Origin of the sequence: Agromyces humatus (genome assembly GCF_021228295.1) — a bacterium.
Classification (GTDB): Bacteria; Actinomycetota; Actinomycetes; order Actinomycetales; family Microbacteriaceae; genus Agromyces; species Agromyces humatus.
This window is the reverse complement of sequence record NZ_JAJQPD010000005.1, coordinates 48,975-75,894: the sequence shown is the minus strand read 5'-3', so window position 1 is coordinate 75,894 and position 26,920 is coordinate 48,975. Positions and strand designations below refer to the sequence as shown.

Below are 26,920 nucleotides of genomic sequence, written 5' to 3'. Positions count from 1 at the left end.
GCGATCAGGCCGTCTCGTCGGGCGACCAGCCTTCGGCGAGTGCGGTCGCACGCGCCGATAGCTCGGCGAGCGAGCCGTTGCCGGCACCGACCGCGAGCCCGAGCACGAACGTGCTGAGCGGGGCGGCGGGCCGTGCCACGCCGTGCGCGACGTCGCGCGCGAGATCGAGGATGTCGCCGACGGGAACGGTCGCGGGGTCGATCCCCAGTTCGGTGGCGAGGGCGGCGAGCCACCGGTCGAGCGACTCGGGGGAGTTCGGTGTGGTCGGCATGCTCGGTCCTTCCGTGGGTGGCGACGCGGGGGCGTGCTCGGCATGCGATCGCCGCGCCTTCTCGAGATCGTCCCATGTGTCGACGTCGGCGGTCAGGCTGCCCGGGTCGGGGATCGCCATCAGCGTCACACGCGCTGCGAGCCCGCGCATCGAGGCGCCCCGCACGTCGCCGAGCTCGGCGAGTGCCCGCGTGAGCGCGTCTCGGCGGTAGACGGCGGGCAGCCACTGCGGACGACCGTCGTCGAGGTGGATGCCGTGCGTGTCGCGGGCAGCGTGGGCCGTGGCGGCGACGAGTTCGGCCGCGGCGTCGCCGGCGAGCGGCAGGTCGCACGTGAGCACGAGCACCCATCGTTCAGTCTGGTCGGTCGCGTCGCCAGGGTCGGCCGGGTCGCGGCGGTCGGATGCCTCGTCGCCGGCGTCGAGACGGTCGAGTGCGGCCAGTCCCGCGGCGAGGCCGGCGACCGGCCCGCTGAACGGCGGGTCTTCGCGGGTGGTGAGCACCGGCGGCGCGACGAGTCCGCCAGGGCCCACCACGACGGTGTGCCGCGCGCCGGCGGAGACGGCGGCATCGACCGCGAGATCGACGAGCCGCCGCGATCCGATGACGAGCTCGGCCTTCGGCGAGCCGCCGAGGCGCGACGACCGGCCCCCGGCGAGGATGACCGCGTCGAGCGCGATGCCGTCGTCGGGGTCGTGGACGTCGTCGGCCGGGGGCGCGCTGCTCACGGCCGGTGCCAGTCGCCCGACTTGCCGCCCGTCTTCGACTCGAGGCGGATGCCCTCGATCGACACCGACTTGTCGATGCCCTTGACCATGTCGACGATCGCGAGTGCGGCGACCGACACGGCGGTGAACGCCTCCATCTCGACGCCGGTGCGGTCGGCCGTGCGCACGGTGGCGGCGATGTCGACGCCCTCGTCGCCGATGGCGAGGTCGACGACCACGCCGTGCACGCCGATGACGTGGGCGAGGGGCAGCAGCTCGGCGGCGCGCTTGGCGGCCTGGATGCCGGCGATGCGCGCGACCGCGAGCACGTCGCCCTTGGGCACGCTGCCGTCGCGCAGGTGGGCCACGACCTCGGGGCCGCACACGACGCGGCCGGTCGCGGTGGCGCTGCGCACCGTGGGGTTCTTCTGCGTCACGTCGACCATGCGGGCCTCGCCGCGGGCATCGAGGTGGGTGAATGGCTGCTCGCTCATCAGGTGACCAGCATGACAGTCACGGGGTCGCCCGCGCGAACCTCGTCGACCTCGGCGGGCACGATCGCGTAGCCGTCGGCCGCAGCCAGCCCGCCGACGAGGTGCGAGCCCGAACCCCCGCGGGTCGCGGGCCGCACGCGCGGTCGGGTGTCGAGGGGTGTGGGGGATGCGTCGGGCGGCGTTCCGGCTGCGACGACCGCGACCGGCATGAACTGCAGCTTCGCGCGGGGCACCCGCCAGCCCTCGACCGCGACGGCGGCGATGCGCGGCCGGTGCACGTCGGCCGCTCCCTGCAGGCGCAGCAGTGCCGGCCGCACGAACGCCTCGAACGACACGGCGGTCGCCACCGGGTTGCCCGGCAGGCCGAACACGGGGGTCGGCGTCTCGGCGCCGCGATGCAGCATCCCGAACGCCTGCGGTTTGCCGGGCTGCATCGCGATCGTGTGGAATCCGACGGTGCGAAGCTGCGCGAGCGTCGCCTTCACGACGTCGTGCCCGCCCACGCTCACGCCTCCCGACAGCACGATGAGGTCGAGGCTCGCGTCGAGGCAGCGGGCGATCTCGTCGTCGAGCACCGACTCGTCGTCGGGCACGCTCGCGACGTGCACGACATCGCCGCCCGCCTCGCGCACCAGGCCGGCGAGCAGCAGCGAGTTCGACTCGGGGATCTGTCCGCGCGCGAGCGGGTGCCCGGGAGTGACGAGTTCGCTGCCCGTCGAGACGACCCCCACGCGTGGTGCCGGATGCACGTCGACTCGCGAGTACCCGGCGGCGGCGAGGGCCGAGACGCGTGCCGCGGTGAGGTGCACCCCTGCGGCGAGCACGGCGTCGCCGGCGTGCAGGTCCTCGCCCGTGCGCCGCACATGCGCCCCGGGTCTCGGCGCGACGGCGACGGCGACGACCGAGCGGCCGGCATCGGTGTGCTCGACCGGCACGACGGAGTCGGCGGAGCTCGGCATGGGCGCCCCGGTCATGATGTGCACCGCCTCGCCCGGGCCGATGCCGGGGTCGTGGGCACTGCCCGCGGCGACCTCGCCCACGACCCGCAGGGTCACCTCGTGCGCGGCGGTCGCCGCGGCGACGTCGGCGTGCCGCACGGCGTACCCGTCCATCGCCGAGTTGTCGAACAGCGGAATGTCGAGCCGGCTGCGCACGTCGACCGCGAGCACGCGGCCGCCTGCATCGGCGAGCGCCACGTCGATCGGGGCGAGCGGATGCACCGCGCCGAGCACGCGCGCCAGGTGCGCGTCGACCGTGTCGAGTTCGCCCGTGCTCATCGCGGAATCGGTGGGCGTCGCACCGGCTGGGCGGGTCGCGCCGGGCGCGTCTCAGTCATCGATCCTCCAGACGTCGACGAGCGCGCCCGCGGGCAGCGCGTCGATGCCGACCGGCAGGTGCACGAGCACGGTCGCGTTCGCGTAGGCGTGCAACAGGTGCGAGCTCGGCGCGCCGACCTCGACCGCGCCGTCGCCGTCGATGACACCGCGACGCACCTGGTGCTTGCCGATCGGCGAGTTCACGGCATGCGCGAGCTTGAGGTGCGCGCGAGGGCGGTCGGGGGCCAGCCCGGCGAATGCGCGCAGCACGGGGCGCAGGAACAGCTCGAACGAGACGAGCGCGCTCACCGGGTTGCCGGGGAACGTCACGACGGGCACGCCGGCGGTCCCCGGCGACAGGATGACCCGGCCGAGCCCCTGCGGGCCGCCCGGCTGGATGGCGACGCTGACGAACTCGACACCCCGCGCCGCGAGCGCGTCGCGCACGACCTCGAACGCACCGGCGCTCACGCCGCCCGTCGTGATCACGAGGTCGACGAGCCCGGCCGAGCCCTCGAGCGCGTCGACGACAGCCTCGGGGTCGTCGGGGGTCAGGGTGTCGCGCACGAGCGCGCCGGCCTCGTCGAGGGCGGCGCGCAGCATCGGCGTGTTCGCATCGTGGATCTGCCCGGGCTCGAGCGGCGCGCCTGCCGCGCGCAGCTCGTGGCCGGTCGAGAGCAGCAGCACCGTGATGCGGCGGCGTACCGCGACCTCGGTGATGCCTGCCGCCGCGAGCGTGCCGAGCTGGGCGGGTCCGAGGCGAGCGCCCGCGGGCAGCAGCACGGCGCCGCGGGCGACGTCGGTGCCGATCGCGCGTACGAACGTGCCTGCGGCGACGGGGTGCGCGAAGCGCGCCGTCGTGCCCGGTTGCACGTCGTGGGCGCTGCCGCCGAGTCCGCGGAATCGCGGGGGATCCGCCGCCTCGACCGGCACGACGGCGTCGGCGCCGTGGGGTAGGGCTGCGCCGGTCATCACGGGCGACGCGGTGCCGCGGGCGTGGGTGCGGATCGGGTCGCCGGCGGCGGTCGTGCGCCCGACGGGCAACTCGACGGGCTGCTCGGGCCGGGCGGCCGCGAGGTCGGCGGAGGCGACCGCGTACCCGTCCATCTGCGAGTTCGCGAACGCGGGAAGGTCGCCGGGGGCGATCACGTCATGGGCGAGCACGCGACCGTGCGCGCGCACCCGGCCGTGCGGCCCCGAGACGGCGTCGAGTGCGAGTACCTCGGCGCCCTCGGCCGCCTCGAGCGACGAGTGCAGTGGGGCGAGCAGCTCGCGCACCGCGCGCTGGTGTTCGACGAACGTGCGCATCTTCGACTCCGAGGCTCAGCCGCCGGCGAACGGCGGCAGGATGTCGACGCGGTCGGCGAGCGGATGACCCGCCTCGCGCCGCACCGTGCCGTCGACCAGGAACGAACCCGAGCGCAGCACCCGTTCCATCGACGCGCCGTAGCGCGAGACGAGTTCGTCGCGCAGCGCGCCGAGCGTTGCCGTGTCGGCGAACTCGAGCCGCTCTTCTTCGACGCCGGCCGCCTCCGCGGCCGCCGCGAAGTACCGAACGGTCACGAGCGCCATGGCAAGATGCTACCCCGCGCGCGACGAGGTTGACGGGAACCCGATCGGTCAGCGGGCGGTGCGCTCGGCGGTGACGAGGGCAGCGATGTCGGTCCCCGCTCTCAGCAGCGCCAGTGTCCGCATCGCGACGGTGTCGAGTCGCTCGTGAAGGGCGGCACGCGGGTCGTCGACGTCGAGCTCGCGTATGGAGTGCAGCAGCCCTCGGACTTCGGGGATGCGGTAGCCGCCGGCCCGGAGCGCAGCGGTGATCCTCGCCTCTCGGATCGCAGAGAGCGGATATCGCCGTGCGTTCATCCGGGTCACACGCTCAGGCGTGACCAGTCCTTGCTGCTCCCAGAATCGGAGGGTGGACGATCGCACCCCGAGCGCGCCGGCGAGCTCGGTGATCGTCATCGCGTCGTCGTCGGCGGCGAGGGACGGATCGGCCATCGACTCCGCACTGATCTGATCGAGTGCTCGCAACGCCGCCAGGACCCCGTCTCGCTCGCGGGTGAGCGTGACGTGCAACGAGCTGATGAGTGCGGCAGCGGGGTCGATCGGCAGCTCGCGGACCGCCCGCTGAGCCTGGCGTGCCTGCACGGGTCCGACGGCGAGCGCGAGGTTGCGGTACGCACGCAACGCGAGGATATGGATCGAGGAGAATTGCCGATACCCGTTGGCGGCACGGCGAGCAGGCGGAATGACACCGAGCCGTTCGAGGTCGCGCACCTGCTGCACCGAGTATCCCGACACGCGTGCGAGCGTCGCGGTCGTCAGCCGGCCGGGGTGGGATTGCTCCACGGTCACGGTCGGGAACCCTCCATAACCACTTCAACCTCACACTTCAACTATGAGTATGAAGCCGATCCTCGAAACCGTGCGAGCCCTCGACGGCGTGCTGGAGCTCGCCCCCGAACCCGGAGGTGAGTTCCCCGAGATCGCGTGGGGCGACCACTTCTTCTACTCCTCGCCCGACGGTTCCATCCCGAGCAACCGGCAGCCCTTCGCGACGATCGTCACCAAGGACTACCCCGACGACACGCTGTCGAACCTCGATCCGGCCGGCCGCTGGAGGCTGAACATCCACGTCGGCACGGCGAGATTCGCGGAACTCACCGGGGTGACGCCGCACGACTTCACGGCTCAGGATCTCTCGGCTGGCGACTTCTCGATGCCCGACGTGATCCTTCCGCACCCCGTGTACGGATCGCTCGGGTGGGTCGCCATCGTCAATCCGGGCGCCCGAACGACGGCGACGGCGCTGGCGCTGCTGCGTGAGGCACATTCTGACGATCGCCGACGAGTGGAGCGTCGGTCGACGAGCCCACTTGAGGGAAGATGAGTACGTATGCAACTCAGATTCGGAGCGACAAGTATAGAACAAACATGCGAAACCGGGTAGACTCGATCCATGAGCGATGAACCCTCGAATGCCAGATCAGCTGGCAATTCCGAGGGTTCTCGCGCGGTGGCGTCGCTCGATGATCGGTCGCCGTATGCGATCGCGCAAGACGGGCTCGCCGAGCTGATCGGGGCGTCGGTGCAGGCGCAGCGAGTCGAGGCGATGAACGCGGCGATGCGGGTCGATGTGCTGTTCCTCACGGTGAGGTACGCGGTGCGCGCCGCCGAGGCGTTCGTCGCGGCATCCCTGACACCCGAACGGCGGCGCGAGATGGCGCACCGCAGCGTGACCGCCGAGCTCGCGACCGCGTTGCACGTGCCCGAGAGCACGATGCAGCGGCAACTCGACGAGGCTGCGGCGCTCTCGACCCGGCTGCCCGCGACGCTGGCCGCGATGCGCGACGGGGCGATCAGCTTGGCGCACGCACGGGTCATCGTCGAGCAGACCAGCGACCTCGGCGACGACCGTGACGCGGTGGCGAAGCTCGACGCCCTGCTCGCCGAGTACGCGAAGACGAACACAGCCGCGACCGTGCGCCGCAAGGCCCGGCAGGTGCGCGACGAGGTCGTGTCCGAGTCCCTCGCCGAGCGGCAGCGCACGGCACGCGCGAAGCGGCGCGTCGAGTTCGAGGCGGCCGCCGACGGCATGGCATGGCTGCACGCATTCCTCCCTGCCGACGACGCCAAGCTGATCTTCGACCGACTCGACCGGGTCGCCCGCGCGAATCACGAGACCAGCGCACCCGCCCTCGCCGCCGAGCCCGAGCGCAGCATCCACCCCCACGGCGGGCGCATCGACAGCGACGGCATCGTGCGGGTCCGCGCCGAACAGCTCACCGCCGATCAGGTGCGTGCCGACGCAGCACGCGACCTGTTGCTCTACGGCACCCTCGGCAACGAGTCCGCGTTCGCCGACGCGGTGGCCCGGGTGCGTCCGAGCGTGCACCTGACCGTCCCGGTGCTCACCCTGATGGGCGAGTCCGACGCGCCCGCCCTGCTCGACGGCTACGGCCCGGTCGACGCCGAAACCGCGCGGCGGCTCGCCGCTCGGGCGCCGTCGTTCACCCGCATCCTGACCCACCCGGTGTCGGGCACTGTGCTCGACGTCGACCGCCGCAGCTACCGGCCCCCGGCCGACCTTGCGCAATGGCTGCAGGTCCGCGACGGTACCTGTCGATTCCCCGGCTGCAACCGCTCCGCACGGCGCAGCGACATCGACCACACCATCGATTGGGCCGACGAAGGCCGCACCGCGTTCGACAATCTCGCGCATCTGTGCGGGCCGCATCACCACCTCAAGCACGAAACCGCGTGGTCGGTGCGTCACACCAGCGCGGGCACCCTCGAGTGGACATCCCCAGCCGGCGCCACGCGCCTGACGCATGCGGCGAATCCGATCCCTGATCCGCCACCAGAACTCGCGCCGGGCCCATCGCCCGATGAACCGAACTTCTGAGTGGTCGGGTGCGCCGGCGTGGGCCGGGTGCGCCAGATCGCCGCGCCGGCCTCGCGCCGAACGTACAATTGCGGCATGCGCGCACGCCCGGCCCCGCTCGTCGAGCCGTCGGCACCGCTCAGCCCTGAGCGCATCGCCCGGTTCAGTCGCCAGATCATGCTGCCCGGGTTCGGCGAGCTCGCGCAGCGCCGGCTCGCCGCGGCGCGCGTGCTCGTCGTCGGCGCGGGCGGGCTCGGCAGTGCGCTCGTCCCGTACCTCGCGGGCGCGGGCGTCGGCACGATCGGACTCGCCGACGACGACGTCGTCGAGCTCTCGAACCTGCACCGCCAGGTGAGTCACGGCCTCGCCGACGTCGGCCGGCCGAAGGTCGACTCGCTCGCCGATGCCGTCGCCGCGATCGACCCCGAATGCCGGGTGGTGCGCCACGCCGAACGGTTGACGGCGGCGAACATCCGCGACATCCTCGCGCGCTACGACCTCGTCGTCGACGGCAGCGACAACTTCCCCACCCGATACCTCACGAATGACGCCGCCCTGCTCGAGGGCGTGCCGCTCGTCTGGGGCGCGATCCTGCGTTACCACGGCCAGGTCGGCCTCTCGTGGCATGAGCACGGCCCCACCTACCGCGACGTCTTCCCGGTGCCCCCGGCGCCCGACGAGGTGCTCTCGTGCGAGCTCGGCGGGGTGCTGCCGACCCTCTGCGCCACCGTCGGCGCCCTCATGGCGAACGAGGTCGTCAAGATCGTCACCGGCATCGGCGAACTGCTGCTGGGCCGGGTGGCGACGATCGACGCGCTCTCGGGTCGCAGTCGCGAAATCGAGTACGAGCGCATTGCGGATGCCCCGGCGATCACCTCGCTCATCGACTACGAGGTCTTCTGCGGGGTCGATGACGCCGCGAGCGCGGCGCAGGCCGAGGCATCCGCGCCCCCGATCTCGGCGGCCGAACTGCTGCGCCGCATGCGCAGCGGCGAGCCGCTGCGGCTGCTCGACGTGCGCGAACCCGTCGAGGCCGCGCTGCGGCGCATCAGCGGAAGCGAACTCGTGCCGATCGGCGAGCTCGCCTCCGGCGCCGAGCCCACGTCGGGCGCGGGTGCGCTCGTCGTCTACTGCGAGCAGGACACCCGGTCGCGGCGCGCGGCGCGACTCCTGCGCGAACGCGGACACGGCGACGTCATGTACCTGGCCGGCGGCATCGACGCGTTCTCGTCGGTGGCCGGCGAACTCGTGCACCGCTGACCCTGATCACCACGCGAGAGGCACGCATGAACCCCAACCCGGCCGTCGTCACCGCCGAGCCCATCGACGAGGCGGCCGTGCGTGCCGCCGTCGAGGCCGACACGAGCGGAGCGGTCGTGATGTTCTTCGGGGTCGTACGCAACCACGACGCCGGGCGCGACGTGCTCGCGCTCGACTATCAGGCCCATCCTGAGGCCGAGCGGTTCCTCGCCGAGTGCGTGCGACGCATCGCCGACGACACCGGGCTCGCCGTCGCGGCCGCTCATCGGGTGGGCGAGCTGCGCATCGGCGACGTCGCGCTCGTGGCAGCGGCATCCGCCCCGCATCGTGCCGAGGCGTTCGACGCGTGCGAACGCCTCGTCGACCTGATCAAGCAGCAGGTGCCGATCTGGAAGCGGCAGCACTTCACCGACGGCGTGTCGGAGTGGGTCGGGCTCTGAGCCCGACAGGTTCGCGCTGAACTCAGCTGTCGCGGTCGAAGAAGTCGAGCGCCAGTTCGGCGACCGCGTCGGGTGCGTCGTCTGGGAGGAGCTTGCCCGCGTTCTCGACGAAGACGAACTCCATCCGGTCGGCGTACCGGTCGGGGTTCTCGCAGAGGCGACGCACGAGCGGCTCGTTGAACCTCGTGTCGTGCCGGCCGAAGGCGACGAGTGTCGGGATGGTCAAATGCATCCGCTGGTACTCGCCCCGGGCGAGCCGCATCGCCTCGGGAATGACCATGCCACGGTAGAGCGGGCGAACCGCGTCGTCGATCTCGCGACGTTGCATGGGCGCGAGGTGGGCGTCGATGGTCGCGTCGGGCGTGACCTTCGCGCAGTACGGATCGGACCATACGCCCCGAAGCGCGTTGCCCGGGCGATGCCAGATGAGCTTCGGCATGTGCCGGAACGCGGGGAGGAGGCGGGGGCTGAACGACATGAATCCTGGCGGAATCGAGAGCTGAACCGCTCGCCCCACGCGTTCGGGGTGCGTGTACGTGAGCTGCAGCGCCGTGATCGCCCCCATGTCGTGGCTGACGACGTGTGCGCGTTCGAGGCCGAGTGCGTCGAGGATGTCGAGCAGGTCGTGCAGTCGCGTTTCACGCTCGATACCGCGCTCGTCGGCTTCGGTCCAGCCGGCACCGCGCAGGTCGGGGCAGATCACGCGGTAGCCGGCCGCGGCGATGCGGGGTGCGACCTGGTGCCACTGCCACCAGTGCTGCGGGAAACCGTGCAGCAGCACGACGGGCTCGCCCTCGCCGATGGTCGCGACGTGCGAGCGCAGCCCCGTGGTCTCGACGACCTGGTGAGCGAAGCCCGGTGCTTCGGGCAGCGGCGGCGCCCATGTGGCGGTGCTCGCGACGTGTGGCCGCGCATCGTCGGGGCGGGATCGGAGTTCTGGCGTGTCCATGATGACCCCCTCGTCACGTTCGGACTACTATGTTTATAGTACTCCCGATTGGAAGGGGTGTCCATGGCGGCGACCCGAGAACGGGCGCTCGAGGCGGCCGTCGAGCTGCTCGGCACCGAGGGCATCCGGGCGCTCAGCCACGCTCGGGTCGATGCACGTGCAGGGCTTCCCGCCGGCTCCACCTCCAATTGGTTCCGTACCCGGCGGTCGCTCCTCGCCGGCATCGTCGACTGGATCGCGGTGAGCGAACGGGCCGAACTCGACCCGGCGCTCATGCCCATTCCCACCGATGCCGAAGCACTGATCGAGCTGCTCACCGCGCTGCTCGAGTCGCAGACCGGCCCGCACGCCGCACGTACCCGGGCTCGCTACGCCCTCTTCCTCGAGCTCGCCGCCGACCCCGACCTCAACGAGCTGCACCGGAGACAGCGGCGCGAGTTCGAGCGCCTCGGCGAGCAGCTCGCCGCAGCCGCCGGTGTGCCGGATCCGGTGCAGTCGGCGCGGGCGCTCATGGCGATCAGCGATGGACTCGTGTTCCACCGCCTCACGATCGACCCGACGCTCGACCTGCGCCCGCCCATCGAACGCGCCGTGCGCGCGCTCGCCGATCAGTGAATCGAACGTGTCGAGTGTGCAGTCGTCGCCCTGGTGAGGGCGCGGAGCGCGCGCACGGCGGAGAAAGATGGGGATCGCGGCGTCAGCCGCCCAGGTACGACATCTCTGGCTTCGGCCGGGCGGCCCGAAGCTCGGGCGTGAGCGTTGCGCGCACCTCGGAGTAGCGGTCGTCGCGGGCACCCCAGATCGAGGCCATCGCCGCGGCGAGCCCGTCGTCGTCGACACCGCCCCGCAGCAGCGCCCGGAGGTCGTGCCCCTCTGAGGCGAACAGGCACGTGAAGAGCTTGCCTTCGGTCGAGATGCGCGCCCGGTTGCACGAGCCGCAGAACGCGTTCGTGACGCTCGAGATCACGCCGATCTCGCCGCCTCCATCGACGTAGCGCCATCGGGCGGCGGTCTCGCCCGGGGCCGTGGCGCCGATGGGCTCGAGCGGCATCTCGGCGCCGATGAGCTCGACGATCTCCGCGGACGGCACGACCTCGTCGAGCCGCCAGCCGTTCGACGTGCCGACGTCCATGTACTCGATGAACCGCAGCGTGAACGGGGAGTCCTTGAAGTGTCGCGCCATCGGCAGCACCTCGTGGTCGTTCAGCCCTCGCTTGACGACCATGTTGACCTTGATCGGGCCGAGCCCGGCGTCGTGCGCGGCCCGCAGGCCAGCGAGCACGCGGTCGACCGGGAACCGCACGTCGTTCATCGACTGGAACACGGCGTCGTCGAGCGAGTCGAGCGACACAGTGACCCGCGCGAGCCCGGCCGCCCGGAGCGCTTCGGCCTTGACCGCGAGCGCCGAGCCGTTGGTGGTCATGGCGATCTCGACGGGCTCTCCATCGGGCGTGCGCAGCGCGGCGAGGCGCTCGATGAGCCCTTCGATGCCGCGGCGCAGCAGCGGTTCGCCGCCCGTGAGCCGCAGCTTGTGCACCCCGTGCGCGACGGCCACACCGGCGAGCCGGGTGATCTCATCGAAGCTCAGCAGCTCGTCGTGCTCGAGGAACGCGTAGTCGCGCCCGAAGACCGTCTTCGGCATGCAGTACACGCACCGGAAGTTGCACCGGTCGGTCACCGAGATGCGCAGGTCGCGCATCGGCCGGGAGAACGCATCGGTGATCGCGCCGGTCGACGGCAGGCGGCGGGCTCGCGGCGCGCCGTTCGCGGGCGCTGGGACTGCGCGCACGGGCAGCAGGGTGGTCACGGGTCACCCCCTCTTCGGTGGCGTCTACGCTAACACCGCATCATGAGTGCGTGCGCACCGAGACGTCGGCCGGCGCGACGTGGAACGCGAGCCGCGAGCCGGTGCTCAGGTCGAGGGCGACGGCGGCGGTCGACGGCACGTCGATCGCGAGGTCGGGGTGCTCGTCGGTCACGATGCGCACGCCGCCGCGGGCGGGCTCGAGCGACGCGACGGCGCCGAACCAGGCGTTGTCGGCGGATTGCGACGGGTCAGCGGATGCCGCGGCTCGCGCATGCACCGACGCCGGACTGAACACGACCGAGGCGGGAGTGCCCACCCGCAGCGCCTCGCCCGTGCCACGCAGCGCGATCGGCCCGCTCGCACCCGCAACGCGCACGGCATCGCGCGCGATCGCGACGCCGGTGAGCAGGTTGACCCCCGCGAGCGCGGCAGCGAACGGCGTGCGCGGGTGCCCGAGCACCTCGGCGGTCGGCCCCTGCTGCACGATCCGCCCCGTGTGCAGGATGGCGGCGCGGTCGGCGAGCACGATCGCGTCGAGCGGATCGTGCGTGACGAGCAGCGTCGGGATCCCGAGCGTCGAACGCTGCTCGGCGACGAGTCGGCGCATCGCCGCGGCCGTCTGCACGTCGAGCGCCGCGAACGGCTCATCGAGCAGCAGCACGTCGGGCTGTGCCGCGAGGACGCGGGCGAGCGCGACCCGCTGCTGCTGGCCGCCCGAGAGCGCGGAGGGGAGTCGACGCTCGAGCCCGGTGAGACCGACGCGGTCGAGCCAGTCGGATGCCGCGACGCGAGCCTCGCGCTTCGCCATGCCCTGCGCGCGCGGGCCGAACGCGACGTTCTCGAGCGCGGTCAGGTGCGGGAACAGCAGCGGGTGCTGGCCGAGCAGGCCCACGGAACGCTCGGCCAGGTCGACCTCGGCGGCGCCCGCGTCGATCGCGCCTGTGTCGATCGTGGGGGTGCGCGAGAGCACGCGCTCGCCGATGCGCACGGCACCGGCGGTGAGCGGGTGATGGCCGGCGATGGCGGCGAGCAGCGTCGATTTGCCCGAGCCGTTCGGGCCGAGCACCGCGAGTACCTCGGATGCCGCGACCGCGACCTCGACGTCGAGCCTGAAGTCGCCGACCTCGGCGACGACCCGGGCGTCGAGCTCCCCGCCGTTCGTGCCGGTCATCGGGGGGCGTCCTCACGCCAGCTGCGCATGAGCACCAGCACGGCGACCGCCACGAGGACGAGCATGAGCGACAGCGCGATCGCGGTGTCCTCGCTGACGCCGGCGCCGTTGAACGCCGTGTAGATGGCCAAGGGCATCGTGCGGGTGATGCCGGCCGAGTTGCCCGCGAACAGCGCCGTCGCCCCGAACTCGCCGAGCGCGCGTGCGAAGCACAGCACGGTGCCGGCGATCAGGCCGGGGGCCACGAGCGGCAGCGTGATGCGCCGGAACACCGTGAAGCGGCGTGCACCCAGGCCGGCCGCGACCGTCTCGTAGCGGGTGCCGGCCGTGCGAAGCGACCCCTCGACCGTGATCACGAGGAACGGCAGCGCGACGAACGTCTGCGCGATCACGACCGCGGCGGTCGTGAACGGGATGCGCAGGCCGAGCACGCCGAGCGTCTCGCCGAACAGGCCGTTGCGCCCGAGCAGCGCGAGCAGCGCGATGCCGCCCACGAGCGGCGGCAGCACGAGCGGCAGCGTGGTCAGGGTACGCAGCACCGCGGCGATGCCCTTCGAACTGCGGGCGATGACCATGGCGAGCGGAACGCCGAGCACGATGCACACGCCCGTCGCGATCGCGGCGGTGGCGAGTGAGAGGGTGAGCGCCTGCAGTGCGGCGGGTGAGGCGACCGCGGCGGGCACCTGCGTCCAGTCGAGGCGGACGAGCAGGGCGACGAGCGGCAGCGCGAGCACCGCCGCGCCGACGGCGGCCGGGAGGTACAGCCACAGTGGAAAGCGTCGCGCCGCAGCGGCATCGTCACGACGGGTCTCACTCGCACGGGCCGTGACGCCCGCGGGCGAAGACGCCGTCATGGCGTCCCGAAGCCGAACGACGCGAGCACCGCCCGGCCCTCCTCCGACGTGACGAATTCGACGAACGCGCTCGCCGCCTCGGGGTTCGCCGCGTCGGTGAGCGCCGTGACCGGGTAGACGTTGGTCGCGGCATCCGCATTCTCGATCTCGATTCCGTCGACCTCGCCGCCGGCCGCCTCGACGTCGGTGACGTAGACGAGCCCGGCGTCGGCTTCGCCGCGGCCCACCTTGGTGAGTACGGCCGACACGTTCTGTTCCTCGCTCGCGGGCGTCACCGTGATGCCGTCTTCGGCGAAGAGCGACTGGGCCGCGTCGCCGCACGGCACCTCGGGGCCGCACAACACCACGGTGATCGGGAGCCCGTCGGCGGTTTCGGTCGCGCCGTCGGCGAGGTCGTCGAGCGTCTCGATGCCGAGGGGGTTGCCGGGCGCGACGGCGATCGTGAGCACGTTCGTCGCGAAGTCCACGGGCTCGAGCGTGAGCCCGGCATCGACCAGCTTCTTCATGTTGCGCTCGTCGGCCGAGGCGAGGACGTCGGCCGGCGCCCCCTCGATGAGCTGCGTCACGAGCACCGACGACCCGTCGTAGGTGATGGGCAGCACGTCGAGGTTCGGGTGCCGCGCCTCGAAGGCGATGGCGAGCTCGTCGAAGGCCGCGTTCAGCGAGGCGGCCGCGTAGATCGTGAGCGCTCCGGTGAGTTCGCCGGGCGCCGCGGTGGGCTCGCCGGACTCGGACCCGGCGTCGCCTGCCGGGCCCGAGCACGCGGTCAGTGCGAGCGCGGCGAACACGACGGGCAGCGTCGAGCGAACGATCGGATGTCTCATGCGCGAGGTTCCTCGTCGGTCTCGATGACGACCATGGTCGCCTTGACCACGGCGACGCCGCGTGAGCCGACCTCGAGGCGCAGGTCGCGTGCGGCCTCGGCCGACATGAGCGACACGACGCGGTGCGGGCCGCACTGCAGCTCGACCTGGGCCATCAACCCGTCGATCTCGACGCGCGTGACCAGGCCGACGAATCGGTTGCGGGCGCTGCGTCGCACCGGGCTGCGGTCGTCGACGGTCGCGGCGATCGCGACGGCGCGTGCCGCGAGTTCATCGCCGGGCACGACCTGTCGCCCGGCCTCGTCGTTACCCCCCTTAAGGAGGCCATCTCTCAGCCATCGACGTATCGTGTCGTCGCTGACGCCGACGAGCGCCGCTGCCTCACTGATCCGATAGTGCGTCATGAAATCGACAATACGACCGCATCTGCGGAAAGAACAGCGAAGATCGCCCGAATCGGCGAAACGGTGGAAGCGCCTTGGAAAGCGTCATCCGGATGTAGGGTTGGCTATCCTAACTTATCGATACCGATTTCGTCAACCAAAGAAGTTGTACTGCCCGACCGGCTGTGCCACACTGACGACGATTGCTCAGTTTCCAGCGCGGCACCATTCGGAAATCGAGCATGCACGGCGCGCGGCCGCCGGTACATCTTGGCGATCCACGCGGCGAGACTCGCGGTTGACGCGGTCTGCACAGGAGGTTCAGGGGAGCGCGGGTGCTGCCGGCAACGCCGACGCGGCACCAGGCGCAGGCGTGGGGGACGTCATGATCTCGTGGCTGGTGCGTTGGAGCCTGCGATTCCGGCTGCTCGTCGCGGCCGTGGCTGCGGGAGTGCTCGCGTTCGGAGTGGTCAGCCTGCCGACGATGGCGGTCGACAACCTGCCCGAGTTCGCGCCACCGCACGTCGAGATCCAGACCGAGGCGCTCGGCCTGTCGGCCGAAGAGGTCGAGCAGCTGATCACGAGCCCCATGGAGGCGGACCTGCTCAACGGCGTGGCCTGGCTCGACGAGATCCGCTCGGTCTCGGTTCCCAGCCTCTCGTCGATCGAGCTCGTGTTCGAGCCGGGCACCGATCTCCTGCGCGCGCGCCAACTCGTGGCCGAACGGCTCACGCAGGCACACGCACTGCCGAACGTGTCGGCGCCGCCCGTGCTGATGCAGCCGTTGTCGTCGACGAGTCGCGTCATGATGATCCAACTCACGTCCGAGGACGTGTCGCTCATCGACATGTCGGTGCTCGCCAGATGGACGGTGAAGCCCGTGCTGATGGGTGTTCCCGGCGTCGCCAACGTCTCGACCTGGGGACAGCGCGAGCAGCAGGTCCAGGTGCAGGTCGAACCCGAACGGCTCGAGGCCGCCGGCGTGACCCTCGATGACGTCATCGAGACCGCCGGCAACGCGGTGTGGGTCTCGCCGCTCAGCTTCCTCGAGGCATCGACCCCGGGCACCGGCGGCTTCATCGAATCCGCCAACCAGCGCATCGGCATCCAGCACGTGCTCCCGATCCAGACTCCAGAAGACCTCGGCAAAGTCGTCATCGAGGGCAACCCGCAGAGACTCACGCTGGCAGACGTCGCCGACCTGCGGGAAGACCACCAACCGCTCATCGGCGACGCCATCACCGGGGATGGGCCCGGCCTGCTCATCGTCATCGAGAAGTTCCCCGAGGCGGATGTCCTGGAGGTCACCCGCGGCATCGAGGCCGCCATGGCCGACCTCGCACCGGGGCTCGCCGGCATCGAGGCCGACACCACCGTGTTCCAGCCGGCGACGTTCCTCGAGACCGCGGCCGGCCAACTCGGATGGGCCGCGCTCGTCGGGCTGCTGCTCGTCGCGCTCGTGATCGGGCTCGGGCTCGGCTCGTGGCGGTACGCGCTGATCGCCGCGCTGGCAGTCCTCGTCTCGGGCACGGCCGCCGCCCTCACGCTGCAGGTCACCGGCGCCGTCATGAACACCATGACCCTCGTCGGACTCGCCCTGGCGCTCACGGTCGCCGTCGGCGATGCCGTCGCCGACCTCGATTCGCTGCGCACGCGGGGCACCGCTCCGCGCCCACCGCGAGGGAGTGCCGCGCCCACGGCCACCGATGCTGACGCGTCGGCCGACGCGGTCGCCCAGCGAACCGGCATCCTGGCCACCGCGCTTCGCCGTTCACGCCTGCCCGCGCTGTTCGGCGCCCTCGTGTCGGCCGTGGCGATCGCCCCCAGCTTCTTCATCGCGGGTCTCAACGGTGAGATCCTGCGGGCGGTTGCGATCGCCTACCTCGTGACCCTCCTGGTCGCGATGATCGTGGCGCTGACCGTGACGCCGGCGCTCGCCAGCCTGCTGCTGCCGCGCAAGGACGACGCCGAGGCGCCGAAGGAATCGACCGCGGTGGCAGGGATGACGACGAAGTACGCAGGTGCGATGGAACGAGCCTCCGCCGGGCGAGGCGGCTGGATCGCCGCGCTCGCAGCCGTCGTGCTCGGCGTGCTCGCACTCGGAACCATCCCGCTGACGACCTCGAGCGCGCCCGTGCTCGCGTCGGTGGCCGACCGGACGATCCTGGTCGAGTGGGACTCCGTCGCCGGAACGTCGAACGACGAGATGAGCCGTATCACGACACGCGCGGCGGATGAGCTGCGCACCCTGTCCGGCGTCGCGGCGGTCGGCGGTCATGTCGGCCGTGCCATCACATCGGACACCGAGTCCGACGTCAGCGGCAGCGAGATCTGGGTCACGCTCGACGACGGCGCCGACTACGCCGCGGTCAAGGACGACGTGCAGCAGGTCATCGACGGGTATCCCGGACTCGCGAATCGCGTCATGTCGTATCCCGAGCGGCAGCTCGAGCGCGTACGCGCCGCACAGGAGCGCGACTTCCAGGTGCGCGTGTACGGCATCGACATCGACATCCTTCGCGAGAAGGCCGCCGAGCTTCAGGCCGCGATGAGCGGGATCGACGGGCTCGTCGAACCGACGATCCAGCAGGATCTCCTGCAGCCGATCGCCGAGATCGAGGTCGACCTCGAGAAGGCCAAGCAGTACAGCGTGAAGCCCGGCGATGTGCGCCGAGCCGCGGCCGCGGTACTGCAGGGCTTCGAGGTCGGCTACATGTTCGAGGAGCAGAAGGTCTTCCAGGTCGTCGTCAAGGGCACCGAGCAGACCCGACACAGCCTCACCGACGTCGAGAACCTCATCATCAACACGCCGGGCGGCGAAACCGTCGCGCTCTCCGATGTGGCCGACGTGCGCGTCAGCCCGAACCTCGCGGTGATCCGGCACGACGACACCCATCGGCGCATCAACATCACCGCCGACGTGCAGGGACGCAGCCTCGCCGACGTCGAGGCCGATGTGCGTGCGGCGATCGCCGACGTCGAGTTCCCCGTGGAGTACCACGCCGAGGTCCCGCCGCAGTACCGCGAACAGCAGGCCTCGGGCCAGCTCACGTGGTGGCTGCTCGCGGCCGCGGCCATCGTCGTCCTCGTGCTGTTGCAGACGATGCTCGGGTCGTGGCGGCTCGGCGCGATCGCGCTGCTGACGCTTCCGCTGGCGCTCGCCGGCGGCCTGGTCGGCGCGTGGCTCTCCGGCGGTCTCGACTCGCTCGTGCTCGTCATCGCGCTCGTACCGGTACTCGCGTTCGCCGTGCGCGAAGCGGGAATGTTGATCGGCGCCTACCAGACGGCGATGGCCGCCGGGCAGGCCGAATCTCCCGCGAAGGCGATCTGGGCCGCCGCGGGCGCCCGCATCCGCCCGACGCTGATCGCGCTCGTGGCATCCGTTGCGCTGCTCGCCCCGCCCGCGTTCTTCGGCGGCACGGTCGGCTTCGAGACCGTGCTCCCGGTGGCGGCCGTCATCTGGGGCGGCACGGTGACGTCGATCCTCGTCGCCCTGGTCGTTCTGCCGCTGCTCGTGCTCGCCTGGGGCGGCACGAAGACCGCCGACAGTTCGCTCGTGAACTTGAATGCTCCAGTGGCGGAATGGAGGCAGGAACCGTCATGAACGATGCAACGCTGAAGGTCCGGCGGGTGGCCGCGACGGTGCTCGCAGCACTCGCCATCGTCGGGGGGACGCTCAGCCTCGCCGGGTGCGCGGAGGTCACCGAGGCCGGTGCCGCAGCCGGACCCGAGCCGGCCGTCAAGGAGGAGATCACGGAGGAGCTCAGCAGTCTCACGCTGACACCCCAGGCCATCGAACGGCTCGGACTCGAGACCGCCGAGGTCGAAGCGGGTGATGGCGGGCTCACGGTTCCCTACGCTGCGCTGATCTACGATCACGACGGCGACACGTGGGTGTACACCACCACCGAACCCGAGGTGTTCATCCGGGCGGCGGTCGTGGTCGACCGCATCGACGGCGAGACCGCCCACCTCTCAGAGGGCCCCGAGCCGGGCACGAGCGTCGTGACGCTCGGCGCTGCCGAGCTCTTCGGTGCGGAATTCGACACTGCGCACTGATCGCGACGGCACCGACATGCGACGCCTCATCGGGTTCAGCCTTCAGTTCCGGACCATCGTGATGACGCTGGCCATCGGCATCATGGTGTTCGGCGGCGTGCAGCTCAGCTCGGCGCAGGTCGACGTGTTCCCCGAGTTCGCGCCTCCGAGGGTCGAGATCCAGACGCTCTGCATCGGCCTGACCGCAGCAGAGGTCGAGCAGCTCGTGACTGTGCCCCTCGAGGAGGCGCTCAACGGCGTCGAGGGGCTCGACGAGATCCGATCGAAGTCGGTCAGCCAGATCTCGTCGATCGTGCTGATCTTCGAGCCGGGTGCCGATCTGCTCAAGGCGAGACAGCTCGTCGCCGAGCGCCTCACGACCGCCACACCGACCCTGCCGACGTGGGCCTCGCCGCCGATCATGCTGCAGCCGCTGTCGTCGACGAGCCGGGTGATGAAGATCGGCCTGACCTCAGAGGAACACTCGGTCATCGAGATGTCGATGATCACCTACTGGAAGATCCGCGCGCACCTGCTGCGCGTTCCCGGGGTGGCGAACGTCCCCATCTGGGGCGAGCGGCTGCAGATGCTGCAGGTGCAGGCCGAGCCCGAGAAGATGGCCGCCGAGGGGGTCAGCCTCGAGCAGGTCATGACCGTGACCGCCGACGCGCTCGATGCCGGGCTGCTGCAGTTCTCGAATGGCTCCGTCATCGGAACGGGCGGGTACGTCGCCACACCCCAGCAGCGACTCGGGATCCAGCACGTGCTGCCCATCACGACCCCCGAGGAACTCGCCGAGGTGACGATCGAGGAGCGCGGCGGCGATCCGCTGCGGCTGAGTGACGTCGCCCGCGTCGTCGAGGATCACCAGCCGCTCATCGGCGACGCCGTGATCAACGAGGGCGAAGGGCTCATGCTCATCGTCGAGAAGCTGCCGTGGGGCAACACGCTCGAGGTGACCGAGGGCGTCGAGGCGGTGCTCGCCGACCTGGCGCCCGGCCTGCGCGGCATCGAGATCGACACCGAGATCTTCCGGCCCGCGACCTTCATCGAGGAATCGATCAGCAACCTCTCGCTCGCGCTCCTGCTCGGCGTCCTCCTCGTGATGATGGTGCTCGCCCTGTTCCTGTTCCAGTGGCGCACCGCGCTCATCAGCATCATCGCGATCCCGCTTTCGCTGGTCTCGGCGGCGCTCGTCATCTACCTGACGGGCACGCCGATCAACACCATGATCCTCGCCGGGCTGGTGATCGCCGTCGGCGTCGTGGTCGACGACGCCATCATCGACATCGAGAACATCGTGAGACGCCTGCGCCAGGAACGCGCCGAGGGCGGGCAACGATCCACGGCGAGGGTCGTGCTCGAGGCCTCGCTCGAGGTGCGCGGCCCGATCATCTACGCGACCCTCATCATCATCGTGGCCGCCGTGCCGATCTTCTTCCTCGAGGGTCTCACCGGGGCCTTCTTCCGCCCGCTCGCGCTGGCCTACACCCTCGCCGTGCTCTCGTCGATGGTCGTCGCCCTCACGGTCACACCCGCGCTCGCGCTGATCCTGTTGCGCAAGGCGCCGCTCGACCCGCGCGATCCGCCGGTCGTCCGGGTGCTCAAGCGCGGGTACCGCAAGGGGCTCGAGCCCATCGTCGACCGCCCGTGGCCCGGGTACGTGTTCTTCGGCGCGCTGGTCGTCGTCGGCGCGGTCACGGTGCCGTTCCTCGGCCAATCGTTGCTGCCCGACTTCAAGGAGCGCGACTTCCTGATGCACTGGGTCACGCAACCCGGCACCTCCGCTCCCGAGGAAGTGCGAATCAGCGAGCGGGCCTGCCGGGAACTGCTCGAGATCGAGGGTGTGCGCAACTGCGGCGCGCACATCGGGCAGGCGTACAACGGGGACGAGGTCTACGGCGTGTACTTCGGCGAGAACTGGATCAGCATCGATCCGGCGGTCGACTACGACGCGACCCTCGCGAAGGTGCAGGAGCTCGTGCAGGGCTACCCGGGCATCCGTCGCGACGTGCAGACCTACCTCAAGGAACGCATTCGCGAGGTGCTCACGGGCGGCGATACCGCGGTCGTCGTGCGGTTGTACGGCGATGACCTGCAGACCCTGAGAGACACGGGCGAGGAGATCCTCGAGATCTTCCTCGAGACCGACGGGGCGATCGACGAGCACATGTCGCTGCAGGTCGATGTTCCCCAGCTCGAGGTCACGGTCGACCTCGACGCCGCGCAGGAACACGGCCTGAAACCGGGCGACGTGCGTCGCGCCGCGGCCACGCTCGTCGCGGGTGAAGAGGTCGGCGACGTCTTCCGGGGCGGCAAGGCCTACGATGTGCAGGTCTGGAGCCCGGTCGAGATCAGATCCGATGTCACGAGCATCCGCAACCTGCCGATCGATACTCCGTCGGGCGAGGTGATCCCGCTCTCGGCGGTCGCCGACGTGTCGTTGCGGGCGACTCCGAACGCGATCGAGCGCGACGACAACTCGCGCCGCATGGACATCGAGGCCAACGTCGAAGAGGGCAAGCTCGGTTCGGTCGTGGCCGCGATGGAGGAGGGGCTGCGCGAGGTCGAGCTGCCCGCCGGATTCCATGCCGAGATCATCGGCGAGGCCGAGGAGCGCGACGCGGCGACCAACCGGTTGCTCCTGCTCGCCGTGGCGGCGATACTCGTGATCTACCTGCTGCTGCAGGCGGCGTTCGCAAGCTGGCGACTGGCGACGCTGATCCTGCTGACGCTGCCCGTGGCCCTGGTCGGCGGCGTGTTCGCGGCCTTCATCACCGGTGCCGTGCTCTCACTCGGTTCGATCGTGGGGTTCCTCACGGTCATGGGCATCGCGGCGCGCAACAGCATCCTGCTGATCAACCACTGCCAGCACCTCGAACGCTACGAGGGCGAGACGTTCGGCAGGCAACTCGTGATGCGCGGTGCCGCCGAGCGACTCTCGCCCATCCTCATGACCACGCTCGCCACGGGGCTCGCCCTCGTGCCGCTCGTGGTCATGGGCGAGATCCCCGGCCACGAGATCGAGCACCCGATGGCCGTCGTCATCCTCGGCGGGCTCGTCACGTCGACGCTGCTCAACCTCTTCGTCGTGCCGCCGCTGTACCTGCGGTTCGCGAAGCCGAAGTCGCAGCGGACTCCGCCGCCCGAGGAGCCCGAGCCCGAGGCGGCGCCACCGGCGCCCGAGCCGGCCGCGGTCTGATCGCGGCGTCTGATCAGCGGGGGAGCGGCGGGCCCGGACGTGCGGCCGCTTCCTCGACGAGTTGCAGGATGCGCGCGGCGACGCTCACCGCGATCGCCGCCGGATCCTTCGACGCGATGCCGTCGATGCCGATCGGCGTCGTCACCCGGGCCAGCTCGGCCTCATCGTGACCGGCGTCGATGAGTCGCGCCCGGAACCGCGCCCACTTCGACCGTGAGCCGATGAGCCCGATCGATGCGAGGCCCGGCGTGTTGAGGGCGGACTCGACGATCGCGAGGTCCTCACCGTGGTCGTGCGTCATCACGAGCACGTGCGCGCCGTCGGGCAGGTCGGCCAGCGCCGCCTCGGGCACCGGCAGGTGCCGCACGTGCACCGTCGCGACCGCATCGGCGAGCACCCCGATGCGCTCCGACGCCAGCATCTCGGCGCGCGAGTCGACGAGGTGCAGCTCGACCTGCTGCCGGCTGAGCACACGGGCGAGCTCGAGACCGACGTGGCCCAGACCGAAGATCGCCACCGACGGCACGACCCGCACGGGTTCCAAGAGCATCGTGACCTCTCCTCCGCAGCACTGCACGCCGTAATCGGTGACGGCCCGGTCGCTGAGGGTCAGCGTGAGCAGATCGGGCTCGGCCGCGCCGGAGGCCAGCATCGCGCGGGCCCGGTCGACGGCGGTCGCCTCGAGGTTGCCGCCGCCGACCGTGCCGAAGAGCGAGTCGGCGGCCACGACCATCTTCGCCCCGCCGTCGCGCGGCGCGTGCCCGCGCACCATCGCGAGCGTGACGATCACGAACGGCGTGCGCGCACCGCGCAGCCGCTGCACGGCGTCGACCCAGTCCACGGCACGCCCCGGCTCAGGTGTCGGACGCGACGAGCGGTTGCGACGTCGTGCGCGCGGTCGCGACATCCGATCGGGGTGCTTTGCGCACCACAGCCCCGGCACCCCGTGCCGCGCGGATCGCCATGAACACCGCCTCGGGCGTCGCCGGCGAGCCCAGCTCGACGCAGTGGCCGGCGGGGCCGAACGCGGCGACCGCCTCGCGGATCGCCTCGCGCACGCTGAACGCGAGCATGAGCGGCGGCTCGCCGACCGCCTTCGACCCGTAGACGGCACCGTCTTCGGCGGCGTGCTCGACGAGGTGCACGTTGAACACCTCGGGCATCTCGGAGAAGCTCGGCAGCTTGTAGGTGCTCGCCGACTGGGTGAGCAGGCGGCCACGGCCGGGGCCGTCGGTCTCGTCCCAGCGCAGCTCTTCGAGGGTGAGCCAGCCGGCGCCCTGGACGAAGCCGCCCTCGATCTGGCCGAGGTCGATGAGCGGCGAGAGCGAGTCGCCGACGTCGTGCACGATGTCGACCCTCCGGGTGCGATACGAGCCCGTGAACCCGTCGACCTCGACCTCGCTCGCCGCCGCGCCGTAGGCGAAGTACTTGAACGGCTGGCCCTGCATGCGCGCGGTGTCCCAGGCCAGTCCCTCGGTGCGGTAGAAGCCCGCCGCCCACAGCTGCACCCGCTGGTGGTAGGCCGCCTGGGTGATCTCGGCGAACGAATACGAGCGATCGGATGTCGCGTGCGCCGACACTCGACCGTCGGCGAAGGACACGTCGCCCGGGTCGGCGTCGAGCATGCCCGCCGCGACCGCGGCCATGCGGCCGCGGATCTGCTCGCACGCGGCCTTGACGGCGCCGCCGTTCAGGTCGGCGCCCGACGATGCGGCCGTGGCCGAGGTGTTCGGCACCTTGTCGGTGCGGGTCGGCGCGAGTCGCACGGACTCGATCGGCAGGCCGAGGGCGGTCGCGGCGACCTGCAGCATCTTGGTGTGCAGGCCCTGACCCATCTCGGTGCCGCCGTGGTTCACGAGCACCGAGCCGTCTTTGTAGACGTGCACGAGCGCGCCGGCCTGGTTGTACGCGGTGAGGGTGAACGAGATGCCGAACTTCACCGGCGTGATGGCGAGGGCGCGCTTGGCGTCGGGGTGGGCGGCGTTGTACTCGGCGATCTCGGCGCGCCTTGCGTCGAAGTCGCTCGACTCGCGCAGCTCGCTCCAGATGCGCCGCAGCCGCTCGGCGTGCCGCACCGGCTGTCCGTACGGGGTGGCCTGCCCGGGCGCATAGAGGTTGCGCTCGCGCAGGGTGGCGGCGTCGATGCCGAGCGCGGGCGCCACCCGGCCGAGCACGTCTTCGATGACATGCATGCCCTGTGGCCCGCCGAACCCGCGGAACGCGGTCTGCGAGGTCTTGTTCGTCTTCGCGATGCGGCCGTGGGCGGCGAAGTCGGGGACGAAGTAGGCGTTGTCGACGTGCAGCAGGGCGCGGCCGAGCACGGGCTCCGAGAGGTCGAGGCTCCATCCGCCGTCGGAGGTGAGCGTCGTCTCGAGTGCGACGATGCGCCCGTCGTCGTCGAACCCCGCCGTCCACTCGGCGTGGAACGGATGCCGCTTGCCGGTCATCGTGAGGTCTTGCGTGCGGTTGAGCCGCAGCCGCACCGGCCGGCCCGTGAGCGTCGCGCCGAGCGCGGCGATGGCCGCGAAGCCGTGCGGCTGCATCTCTTTTCCCCCGAAGCCGCCGCCCATGCGCAGCGCCTGCACGGTGACCCGGTGGCTCGACACCCCGAGCACGTGCGCGACGATCTCCTGCGTCTCGCTCGGATGCTGCGTGCTGCACTCGACGAACACCTGCCCCTCGGAGTCGACGTGCGCGAGCGACGCGTGCGTCTCGAGGTAGAAGTGCTCCTGGCCGCCGATCTCGGTGACGCCCGTGAACACGTGCGGCGCGGTCGCGAGGGCCGCGGCCGGATCGCCGCGCTGCACGGTGGGCGAGATGCCCTGGAAGGACCCCGCCTCGATGGCCTCGGCGATCGTGATGATCGAGGGGAGCGCCTCGTACTCGACCGTCACCGCGGCCGCGCCGAGCCGCGCGGCCTCGGCGCTCTCGCCGAGCACCCACGCGAGCGCGTGCCCGTGGAACATCGCCTCGGAGGGGAACAGCGGCTCGTCGTGCTTGACGCCCGCGTCGTTGACGCCCGGCACGTCGGCGGCCGTGAGCACCCGCACGACGCCGGGCACCTCGAGCGCGGGCCGCACGTCGAGCAGCACGTGCGCGTGCGCCTGCGTCGACTGCACCGGCCACGCGGTGAGCACGCCGTCGGTGCGGGCGGCGAGGTCATCGGTGTACATCGCGGTGCCCGTGGTGTGCATCGCCGCGCTCTCGTGGGGCATGGGGACTCCGACCACGGGGTTCGCCGGACGTGCCGCGAGTTCGCTCATGCGGGCACCTCCTCGCTCGCCATCGGGTGGGTGCGGTGCAGTTTCAGCAGGGCGCTCTCGAGCATGAGCGCGCGGTACTCGGCGCTCGCGCGATGGTCGGACATCGGCGTGCCCTCGGACCCCAGCACGGATGCCGCGTTGCTGACGATCTCGTCGTTCCACGGCTGCCCGTAGAGGGCCGCCTCGGTGGCTCGAGCCCGGATGGGGGTGGCGGCGACGCCGCCGAGCCCGATGCGCGCCGAGGCGACGACACCGTCGTCGAGGTCGAGTGCGAACGCGACGGCGACACTCGAGATGTCGTCGAAGCGTCGCTTCGCGATCTTGTGGAACGCCGTGACGTGCGCCATCGGCAGCGGCACGCGCACGGCCCGGATGAGTTCGTCGGAGCGGCGCACCGTGGTGCGGTACCCGGTGAAGTAGTCGGCGAGGTCGACCACGCGCTCGCCGTCGACCGACGCGAGCACGACCCGCGCCTCGAGGGCGAGCAGGGCGGGCAGCGTGTCGCCGATGGGCGAGCCGGTGCCGAGGTTGCCGCCGAGCGTCGCGCGGTTGCGGATGAGCGGCGACGCGAACTGCGGGAAGACCTGGTCGAGCAGTGGCACGCGACCCGAGAGGCGGCGCCCGATCTCGGAGAGCGTGAGCGCGGCGCCGATCTCGAGCGAGGCGTCGCCCACGGTGAGTTCGCGCAGCTCGGGCAGCCGCTCGATCGCGATCGCGAGTTCGGCCCGCAGGCCGCGCAGGTTCACGTCGACGCCCCAGTCGGTGCATCCGGCGACGACCACCGCATCGGGCTCGTCTCGCACGAGCCGCAGCGCCTCGTCGAGCGACGCCGGGCGCACGAAGCGGGCGCCGTCGGCGCCGAGACGGGTGGCGACGGGCTCGGGGGCCGGACGGGCACGGCGTTGCGCGAGCGGGTCGGCGGGTTCGGGCGTGCCGAGCCCGAAGGCGGCGTCGCGAATCGGACGGTAGCCCGTGCACCGGCAGAGGTTGCCGCTGAGCGCGTGCAGGTCGAAGCCGTTCGGGCCGTGTTCGCCGTTGCCGCCGTGTGAAGCGCCGTCGGCCGGCGCCCGCCCGGCACGGTAGAACTCGGCGGCCATGCTGCACGCGAAACCCGGGGTGCAGTAGCCGCACTGCGAGCCGCCGGCGGCGGCGAGGCCGGCCTGCACGGGGTGCGGCGCCGCGGGCGTGCCGAGTCCCTCGGAGGTCACGACCTCTTGGCCGTCGACCGCGGCGACCGGCACGAGGCAGGCGTTCACCGCCGTCCATTCGGCGCCGCCCCGCTCGTCGGCCGTGGCGAGCAGCACCGCGCACGCACCGCACTCGCCCTCGGCGCAGCCCTCTTTGCAGCCCGTGAGCCCCAGATCGCGCAGCGCATCGAGCAGGCTCGTATGCGCGGCGACACCCGGCAGCGGGCGCGCCATCCCGTTGACCGTCACAACGACGTGATCCATGGTCCAACTCCTCGTGTTCGGAGTCTACGCCGCGCCGTTCCCGCTGTTCTTGTACCCACGCGGTCGCTTCTGCGCGAAGATGAAGCAGAGCGTGTGAGCGACATC

23 protein-coding genes are annotated in these 26,920 nt (G+C 71.3%); 8 read left to right on the top strand and 15 right to left on the bottom strand.

All coding sequences use genetic code 11. The features are described from left to right. Positions 1–4: 4 nt before the first annotated feature. From LSF15_RS09740 to LSF15_RS09715, 6 genes are read right to left on the bottom strand one after another with little or no spacing between them, the layout of a single operon-like run. The gene (locus LSF15_RS09740) at positions 5–997 is read right to left on the bottom strand and encodes a DUF6457 domain-containing protein (protein ID WP_232498338.1); all 993 of its coding nucleotides are present in this window, start codon (positions 995–997) and stop codon (positions 5–7) included. Further along, positions 994–1,470: a cyclic pyranopterin monophosphate synthase MoaC gene (moaC, locus tag LSF15_RS09735; RefSeq protein ID WP_232498337.1), complete on the bottom strand. Its 477-nt coding sequence runs from the start codon at positions 1,468–1,470 to the stop codon at positions 994–996. The genes LSF15_RS09740 and moaC overlap by 4 nt, the downstream gene beginning before the upstream one ends. Beyond that, positions 1,470–2,747: a molybdopterin molybdotransferase MoeA gene (locus tag LSF15_RS09730; protein WP_232498336.1), complete on the bottom strand. Its 1,278-nt coding sequence runs from the start codon at positions 2,745–2,747 to the stop codon at positions 1,470–1,472. Before LSF15_RS09730 ends, moaC begins: the two co-directional genes overlap by 1 nt. Positions 2,748–2,798: 51 nt before the next feature. Continuing rightward, positions 2,799–4,094, bottom strand: coding sequence for a molybdopterin molybdotransferase MoeA (locus LSF15_RS09725; RefSeq protein WP_232498335.1), 1,296 nt, complete (start codon positions 4,092–4,094; stop codon positions 2,799–2,801). 15 nt (positions 4,095–4,109) lie between these two features. Beyond that, a complete protein-coding gene (locus LSF15_RS09720) occupies positions 4,110–4,358 on the bottom strand; it encodes a MoaD/ThiS family protein (protein ID WP_232498334.1) in 249 nt (82 codons plus the stop codon). A 48-nt stretch (positions 4,359–4,406) separates the two neighbouring features. Next, positions 4,407–5,144: a MerR family transcriptional regulator gene (locus LSF15_RS09715; protein WP_232498333.1), complete on the bottom strand. Its 738-nt coding sequence runs from the start codon at positions 5,142–5,144 to the stop codon at positions 4,407–4,409. Between the two features lie 43 nt (positions 5,145–5,187). On the opposite strand from LSF15_RS09715, the gene LSF15_RS09710 reads away from it, so the two are divergent. The 4 genes from LSF15_RS09710 (at position 5,188) to LSF15_RS09695 (ending at position 8,873) form a co-directional block, all read left to right on the top strand. Continuing rightward, on the top strand, positions 5,188–5,679 hold the full coding sequence (locus LSF15_RS09710) for a DUF6194 family protein (RefSeq protein ID WP_232498332.1): 492 nt from the start codon (positions 5,188–5,190) through the stop codon (positions 5,677–5,679). A 69-nt stretch (positions 5,680–5,748) separates the two neighbouring features. Continuing rightward, a complete protein-coding gene (locus tag LSF15_RS09705) occupies positions 5,749–7,194 on the top strand; it encodes an HNH endonuclease signature motif containing protein (protein ID WP_232498331.1) in 1,446 nt (481 codons plus the stop codon). Positions 7,195–7,269: 75 nt separating this feature from the next. Further along, entirely contained in the window at positions 7,270–8,433 is a 1,164-nt protein-coding gene (locus LSF15_RS09700) for a ThiF family adenylyltransferase (protein ID WP_232498330.1), read from the top strand. A 26-nt stretch (positions 8,434–8,459) separates the two neighbouring features. Continuing rightward, positions 8,460–8,873: a molybdenum cofactor biosynthesis protein MoaE gene (locus tag LSF15_RS09695; protein WP_232498329.1), complete on the top strand. Its 414-nt coding sequence runs from the start codon at positions 8,460–8,462 to the stop codon at positions 8,871–8,873. Positions 8,874–8,895: 22 nt separating this feature from the next. Here LSF15_RS09695 and LSF15_RS09690 read toward each other — a convergent pair whose 3' ends face one another. Continuing rightward, the gene (locus LSF15_RS09690; protein WP_232498328.1) at positions 8,896–9,822 is read right to left on the bottom strand and encodes an alpha/beta fold hydrolase; all 927 of its coding nucleotides are present in this window, start codon (positions 9,820–9,822) and stop codon (positions 8,896–8,898) included. A 63-nt stretch (positions 9,823–9,885) separates the two neighbouring features. Between LSF15_RS09690 and LSF15_RS09685 the strand changes: the two genes are divergently transcribed. Beyond that, on the top strand, positions 9,886–10,437 hold the full coding sequence (locus tag LSF15_RS09685) for a TetR/AcrR family transcriptional regulator (protein WP_232498327.1): 552 nt from the start codon (positions 9,886–9,888) through the stop codon (positions 10,435–10,437). Between the two features lie 82 nt (positions 10,438–10,519). On the opposite strand, the gene moaA is transcribed toward LSF15_RS09685, so the two are convergent. Genes moaA through LSF15_RS09660 form a run of 5 tightly spaced genes read right to left on the bottom strand, consistent with a single transcriptional unit; the run spans position 10,520 to position 14,882 of the window. After that, positions 10,520–11,629, bottom strand: a complete 1,110-nt coding sequence (gene moaA / locus LSF15_RS09680) for a GTP 3',8-cyclase MoaA (protein ID WP_308188455.1) — start codon at positions 11,627–11,629, stop codon at positions 10,520–10,522. A 40-nt stretch (positions 11,630–11,669) separates the two neighbouring features. Then, positions 11,670–12,800 carry an ABC transporter ATP-binding protein gene (locus tag LSF15_RS09675; RefSeq protein ID WP_232498326.1) on the bottom strand — a complete coding sequence of 377 codons (1,131 nt, stop codon included), beginning with the start codon at positions 12,798–12,800 and terminating at the stop codon, positions 11,670–11,672. Further along, complete coding sequence (locus LSF15_RS09670) at positions 12,797–13,654, bottom strand: ABC transporter permease (protein WP_232498325.1); 858 nt, start codon at positions 13,652–13,654, stop codon at positions 12,797–12,799. Before LSF15_RS09670 ends, LSF15_RS09675 begins: the two co-directional genes overlap by 4 nt. Then, positions 13,651–14,478, bottom strand: a complete 828-nt coding sequence (gene modA, locus LSF15_RS09665; RefSeq protein ID WP_232498324.1) for a molybdate ABC transporter substrate-binding protein — start codon at positions 14,476–14,478, stop codon at positions 13,651–13,653. The genes LSF15_RS09670 and modA overlap by 4 nt, the downstream gene beginning before the upstream one ends. Then, entirely contained in the window at positions 14,475–14,882 is a 408-nt protein-coding gene (locus LSF15_RS09660; protein WP_232498323.1) for a TOBE domain-containing protein, read from the bottom strand. The genes modA and LSF15_RS09660 overlap by 4 nt, the downstream gene beginning before the upstream one ends. A 352-nt stretch (positions 14,883–15,234) precedes the next feature. Here LSF15_RS09660 and LSF15_RS09655 point away from each other — a divergent pair, with 352 nt between their 5' ends. The 3 genes from LSF15_RS09655 to LSF15_RS09645 are packed head-to-tail and all read left to right on the top strand — an operon-like array spanning position 15,235 to position 22,101. After that, positions 15,235–18,465 (top strand): efflux RND transporter permease subunit, encoded by a 3,231-nt coding sequence (locus LSF15_RS09655; RefSeq protein WP_232498322.1) that lies wholly within the window; start codon positions 15,235–15,237, stop codon positions 18,463–18,465. Further along, the gene (locus LSF15_RS09650; RefSeq protein WP_232498321.1) at positions 18,462–18,920 is read left to right on the top strand and encodes an efflux RND transporter periplasmic adaptor subunit; all 459 of its coding nucleotides are present in this window, start codon (positions 18,462–18,464) and stop codon (positions 18,918–18,920) included. The genes LSF15_RS09655 and LSF15_RS09650 overlap by 4 nt, the downstream gene beginning before the upstream one ends. Before the next feature lie 16 nt (positions 18,921–18,936). Beyond that, complete coding sequence (locus LSF15_RS09645; protein ID WP_232498320.1) at positions 18,937–22,101, top strand: efflux RND transporter permease subunit; 3,165 nt, start codon at positions 18,937–18,939, stop codon at positions 22,099–22,101. 13 nt (positions 22,102–22,114) lie between these two features. Here the strand turns inward: LSF15_RS09645 and xdhC are convergent, their stop codons facing one another. Genes xdhC through LSF15_RS09630 form a run of 3 tightly spaced genes read right to left on the bottom strand, consistent with a single transcriptional unit; the run spans position 22,115 to position 26,815 of the window. Continuing rightward, positions 22,115–22,942, bottom strand: coding sequence for a xanthine dehydrogenase accessory protein XdhC (gene xdhC, locus LSF15_RS09640; RefSeq protein ID WP_232498319.1), 828 nt, complete (start codon positions 22,940–22,942; stop codon positions 22,115–22,117). A 13-nt stretch (positions 22,943–22,955) separates the two neighbouring features. Then, the gene (xdhB, locus tag LSF15_RS09635) at positions 22,956–25,364 is read right to left on the bottom strand and encodes a xanthine dehydrogenase molybdopterin binding subunit (protein ID WP_232498318.1); all 2,409 of its coding nucleotides are present in this window, start codon (positions 25,362–25,364) and stop codon (positions 22,956–22,958) included. Beyond that, positions 25,361–26,815, bottom strand: a complete 1,455-nt coding sequence (locus LSF15_RS09630; protein ID WP_232498317.1) for a xanthine dehydrogenase small subunit — start codon at positions 26,813–26,815, stop codon at positions 25,361–25,363. Before LSF15_RS09630 ends, xdhB begins: the two co-directional genes overlap by 4 nt. Positions 26,816–26,920: the final 105 nt, after the last annotated feature.